5 protein-coding genes are annotated in these 5399 nt (G+C 65.6%); all 5 read right to left on the minus strand.

The window, feature by feature from the left end:
• Nucleotides 1–574: 574 nt before the first annotated feature.
• The 5 genes from phoU to pstS all read right to left on the minus strand — a co-directional run bounded on the left by phoU (nt 575) and on the right by pstS (nt 5232).
• A complete protein-coding gene (gene phoU / locus DBR34_RS01600) occupies nt 575–1282 on the minus strand; it encodes a phosphate signaling complex protein PhoU (RefSeq protein ID WP_038689389.1) in 708 nt (235 codons plus the stop codon).
• A 31-nt stretch (nt 1283–1313) separates the two neighbouring features.
• Nucleotides 1314–2144 (minus strand): phosphate ABC transporter ATP-binding protein PstB, encoded by an 831-nt coding sequence (pstB, locus tag DBR34_RS01605; RefSeq protein ID WP_128095441.1) that lies wholly within the window; start codon nt 2142–2144, stop codon nt 1314–1316.
• A 19-nt stretch (nt 2145–2163) separates the two neighbouring features.
• Nucleotides 2164–3039, minus strand: a complete 876-nt coding sequence (gene pstA, locus DBR34_RS01610) for a phosphate ABC transporter permease PstA (RefSeq protein WP_128095442.1) — start codon at nt 3037–3039, stop codon at nt 2164–2166.
• Nucleotides 3039–4007 (minus strand): phosphate ABC transporter permease subunit PstC, encoded by a 969-nt coding sequence (pstC, locus tag DBR34_RS01615; protein WP_128095443.1) that lies wholly within the window; start codon nt 4005–4007, stop codon nt 3039–3041. Before pstC ends, pstA begins: the two co-directional genes overlap by 1 nt.
• A 133-nt stretch (nt 4008–4140) precedes the next feature.
• Nucleotides 4141–5232 carry a phosphate ABC transporter substrate-binding protein PstS gene (pstS, locus tag DBR34_RS01620; protein ID WP_128095444.1) on the minus strand — a complete coding sequence of 364 codons (1092 nt, stop codon included), beginning with the start codon at nt 5230–5232 and terminating at the stop codon, nt 4141–4143.
• Between the last annotated feature and the right edge of the window lie 167 nt (nt 5233–5399).

Genomic DNA, 5399 nt, shown 5'->3' on the forward strand with positions numbered 1-5399 from the left:
CACGCCGCAAGTACGTCCGTGTAGGCTCGTGAGCGCCATCCATGGCGCCCAACGGTCCCGCCAACCCACCCGTACCCACCTATGACAGTGCGTCGGTTCGCGACGAAAAAGCAAAGCCCTCAGTCCGTGCCGTTGCAGCTTTGCGGTGCTTTGCCTTGCCTTGCTATGGCTGCCAGTCAAGTGTCGAGGGTGGGGGTGTGTGGGTTCGCGGGACCGTTGGGCGCCATGGGTCCGGCGCATGCGCCGGACGGGTTGGGCAGGACGCCCAACCCCGGTCTTGCCGTTTGTGCATGACTGCACAAACGAGCAAGGCGCTCACGAGCCTCCAGGGGTGAGGGCGCATTGCTTGCGAGGCATTGCCTCGCATGCGTCCGAACGCACAGCCGCCAGCGGCTGGGCCGGGCCGGGGAGCGGGATTCACGGCGTGTCCCGCGAACCCACACGCCCCCGCCCAGCTCGGTATAACCAGGAGACTGCAGCTGTTGAGCTCCATCTTTGGCGGTCACGGAGGCCCGAAACGAAAAAAGCCGCCACCCGAAGGCAGCGGCTTTTTGCTTTTCTGCAGCCAGGTCGATCAGACGTGATCGGTGCTGCTGGTTTCGTCGCGCTTTTCGCGGGGCGGGAGTACCTGCTCGCCGTGTACCAGGAACCAGACGTTCTCGGCGATGTTGGTGGCGTGGTCGCCCACCCGTTCCAGGTTCTTGGCCATGAACAGCAGGTGCGTGCACGGGGTGATGTTGCGCGGGTCTTCCATCATGTACGTCAGCAGCTCGCGGAACAGCGCCGTGTACTGCGCGTCCAGCCGTGCGTCGTCGTCGCGCAGGGCCAGCGCGGCGGCCGCGTCGTTGTCGCGGTAGGCCTCGATCGCGCGGCGTACCTGCTGTGCGGCCAGGCGGCCCAGTGAACGCAGGCCCTGGATCTGCGGCAGCGGCGGCACCTTGCTCAGCGCGATCGAACGCTTGGCCACGTTCGCGGCGTAATCGCCGATGCGCTCGATATCGGCCGGGATGCGCAGGCCCGCCAGGATCTCGCGCAGGTCGCGTGCCATCGGCCCGCGCAGGGCAAGACGCATCACGTCGTGGCTGATCTGCTGCTCCAGCCCGTCAATCGCCTCGTCGTTGGCGATGATGCGCTGGGCCGCGTTCTCGTCGCGCTTCTCGATCACGTCCATCGACGCCTCGAGCTGGGCGACCGCCATCTCGCCCATGCGCACGATCTCGGCCACCAGCCGCTGCTGCTCTTCGTCGTAGCTCTTGACGATATGGTCGTTGGGAATGCTCATGCGGGTGTAATCCAAAGGTTCGTGGCCGGGATCAGCCGAAACGGCCGGTGATGTAGTCTTCGGTCTGCTGCTTGTTGGGCTGCGAGAAGATCACTTCGGTGCGGTCGTGTTCGATCAGGTCGCCCAGGTACATGAAGGCGGTGTAGTCCGACACGCGTGCGGCCTGCTGCATGTTGTGGGTCACGATCACGATCGTGTAATCGTGCTTGAGCTCTTCCACCAGCTGCTCGATGCGGCTGGTGGAGATCGGGTCCAGCGCCGAGGTCGGCTCGTCCAGCAGCAGCACGTCCGGGCGCAGGGCTACCGCACGGGCAATGCACAGACGCTGCTGCTGGCCACCGGACAGGCCCAGCGCGCTCTGGTTGAGCTTGTCCTTCACCTCGTCCCACAGCGCGCCCTGGCGCAGCGCCTGCTCGACGCGCACCGCCATGTCGGCCTTGGACAGCTTCTCGTGGTGGCGGATGCCGTAGGCCACGTTCTCGAAGATGGTCATCGGGAACGGCACCGGCTTCTGGAACACCATGCCCACCTTGCTGCGCAGGCGGTTCATCGGGTACTTCGGCGACAGGATGTTCTCGCCGTCCAGCAGCACCTCACCGCGCGCTTCCATCTTGGGGTACAGCGCGTAGATGCGGTTGAAGATGCGCAGCAGCGTGGACTTGCCGCAGCCGGACGGACCGATCAGGGCGGTGACGCGCTTTTCGGGGATCTCCAGCTCGATGTTTTTCAGCGCATGGAACTTGTCGTAGTAGAAATCCAGCCCACGCGCGGCCAGCTTGATCGGCGCCGGGGTCTGCAGGTTTTCATGCGAGGCCGGGACCACGATGCGCTGCATCGGCACGGCGTTGGAAAGATCGTTCATGGCGATATCCGCGGAAAGGTCAGTCATGGGAGATACGGTTGCGCAGCAGGATGCCGCGCGCGGAGAGGCTGACCAGCAGCACGAACACGGTCAGCACCAGCGCGCCGGCCCAGGCCAGCACCTGCCAGGATTCATACGGGCTGCCGGCGAACTGGTTCATCACCACCGGGACCGAGGCCATCGGCTGGAACACGTTGCTGTTCCAGTACTGGTTGCCGAAGGCGGTGAACAGCAGCGGCGCGGTTTCACCGGAGATGCGGGCCAGTGCCAGCAGGATGCCGGTGATGATGCCGGCGGCGGCACTGCGGTACAGCACCTGCACGGTCACCTTCCACTGCGGGATGCCCAGCGACAGGGCGGCTTCGCGCATCTGCGACGGCACCAGGCGCAGCATTTCATCGGTGGTACGCACCACCACCGGCAGCACGATGAAGGCCAGCGACAGCGCACCGGCGAAGGCCGAGAACTGCCCGCCGGTCTGCATCACGTACAGCGTGTAGACGAACAGGCCCAGCACGATGGACGGCGCCGAGAGCAGGATGTCGTTGACGAAGCGGACCACCGTGCCGGCCTTGCGGAAGTTGCCGTACTCGGCCAGCCAGGTACCGGCCAGCACACCCAGCGGGGTGCCGATGGCAATGGCCAGGCCGCACATCACCGCGCTGCCGAAGAACGCATTGGCCAGGCCGCCTTCCTGCATCGGCGGTGGCGTCATCTTGGTGAACAGATCCAGGTTGATCCCGGCCAGGCCCTTGGAGGCCAGCGTCCACAGGATCCAGCCGAGGAAGAACAGGCCGAACAGCGCGGTCAGGCAGGACATCAGCAGCGCGACCACGTTGACGATGCGGCGGCGCAGGTACAGCGGCTGGGAAGAGTGCGTAGCGACGGTGGACATCAGTTGCCCTCCTTGCGGGACAGACGCATCAGCATCAGGCGGGCGATTGCCAGCACCACGAAGGTGACGATGAAGAGCACGAAGCCGAGCAGCAGCAGCGCCGAGCGGTAGGTTTCGGTGGCTTCACCGAAGTCGTTGGCGATCAGTGCGGCAATGGTGGTGCCCGGTTCCAGCAGCGACGGCGACAGGCGCACGCTGTTGCCGATCACGAAGGCCACCGCCATGGTTTCGCCGAGCGCGCGGCCCAGGCCCAGGAAGATGCCGCCGATCACCGCCGAGCGGGTGTAGGGCAGCACGATGTCCCAGCTGACTTCCCACTTGGTGGACCCCAGCGCATAGGCCGATTCCTTCAGGCGGGTCGGCACGGTGAGGAACACTTCGCGCATCACCGAGGAAATGAAGGGGATGACCATGATGGCCAGCACGAAGCCGGCGGTAAGCACGCCGATGCCCAGCGGCGGGCCCTGGAACAGCGGGCCGATGATCGGCATCGTGCCCAGGTGATCGTTGAGGAACGGGGTGACGTACTCGGTCATCACCGGGACCAGCACGAACAGGCCCCACATGCCATAGATGATCGAGGGGATGCCGGCCAGCAGTTCGATGGCGGTGCCGACCGGGCCACGCAGCCAGCGCGGCGCCACTTCGGTGAGGAAGAAGGCGATGCCGAAGCTCACCGGCACGGCGATGACCATCGCGATCAGCGCGGTGACCAGGGTGCCGTAGATGGGCGCGAGCGCGCCGAATTTGTTTTCGACCGGATTCCATTCGGACGAATAGAAGAAGCTCAGGCCCTGCTCCTGCAGGGCATGGCGGCCGCCCCACAGCATCGAGAGCGCGGCGCAGGCCAGGGCCACCAGTACCAGGATGACGGTGGCGATCAGGACCCAACGGAACAGTTTGTCGTTGCGGGCGTCGCGCAGGTCGCGGATGGACGGTGCGGGAACAGGCTGGGCAATGGCATTCATGGGAAAAGGCGGAGGCCGTAAGAAGAGGGGTAGTGCCGGGCCATGCCCGGCAACACAGGTGCAGCGTGGTGCTGCCGGGCAGTGCCTGGCACTACGACCGCTCAGGCCCGCGACGCGCGCGGGCCTGGCTGTTTCACTTGAACTCGGCCGTCCAGTAGGCCTCGATCTGCGTTACCAGCTCGGCCGGCAGCGGCACGTAATGCAGTTCGTTGGCCTGCTTCTGGCCGTTCTCGAAGGCCCACTTGAAGAACGCCAGGGTTTCCTTGCTGCGCTTGGCATCCTTGGGCTGCTTGTGCATCAGCATGAAGTTGGTTGCGGTGATCGGCCACGCCTGGTCGCCCGGGGCGTTGGTGATGACCAGGTTGAAGTCCTTGGCGCTGGCCCAGTCGGCGCTGGCAGCGGCCGCGGCGAAGGTTTCGGCGCTCGGCTGCACCCAGTTGCCGGCGGCGTTCTGCATCGAGGCATACGGCATGCCGTTCTGCAGGGCGTAGGCCAGTTCGACGTAGCCGATGGAGCCCTTGATCTGCTTCACGTACGAGGCGACGCCTTCGTTGCCCTTGCCGCCCACGCCATCGGGCCACTGCACCGAGGTGCCTTCGCCGACCTTGCTCTTCCAGTCCGGGCTGACCTTGGACAGGTAGTTGGAGAAGTTGAAGGTGGTGCCCGAGCCGTCGGAGCGGTGGACCAGGGTGATCTTGCCGTCGGGCAGCTTGACGCCCGGGTTGGCGGCAACGATGGCCGGGTCGTTCCAGGTCTTGACCTTGCCCAGGAAGATGTCGGCCAGCAGCGCGCCGCTGAGGCGCAGCTTGCCGGCTTCAAGACCGTCGATGTTGACCACCGGCACCACGCCGCCGATCGCCGACGGGAACTGGCCGAGTCCGGCCTGGGCCAGTTCTTCGCTGCTCAGCGGCTTGTCGGAGGAACCGAAGTCGACGGTGCCGGCCTTGATCTGCGCGATGCCACCGCCGGAACCGATCGACTGGTAGTTGATCTTGGCGCCGGTGGCGGTGTTGTAGTCGGCCGACCACTTGGACACCAGCGGGAAGATGAAGGACGCGCCGGCACCGGAAATTTCAGCGGTCAGGCGATCACCGGCCGCAGGCGCAGCGGCGGGAGCGTCGGTAGCCGGCGCGGCGGCCTGGCCTTCGGCGCCCGGCTTGCAGGCGGAAAGACCCAGCGCGATGGCCAGGGAAAGGGCGGTCAAGCCAGCCGTGTGCAGTTTCATCGGTCACTCCGTAGCGGGATGTGGGCCGGTCTCTCCGGCGACGCTGCTATGAAATGATGTTTTTGTTACAGCCGTATGACGGTGTGACCGGGTGCACGGGAAAGCCCCGTGGGGCGGGGGGTTGAGGTCAAACCTCGAGCGCTCGAAGCCACGGCGATAGTGCCGCT

The sequence above is a fragment of the Stenotrophomonas sp. HMWF003 genome, assembly GCF_003061285.1.
Classification (GTDB): Bacteria; Pseudomonadota; Gammaproteobacteria; order Xanthomonadales; family Xanthomonadaceae; genus Stenotrophomonas; species Stenotrophomonas maltophilia_AP.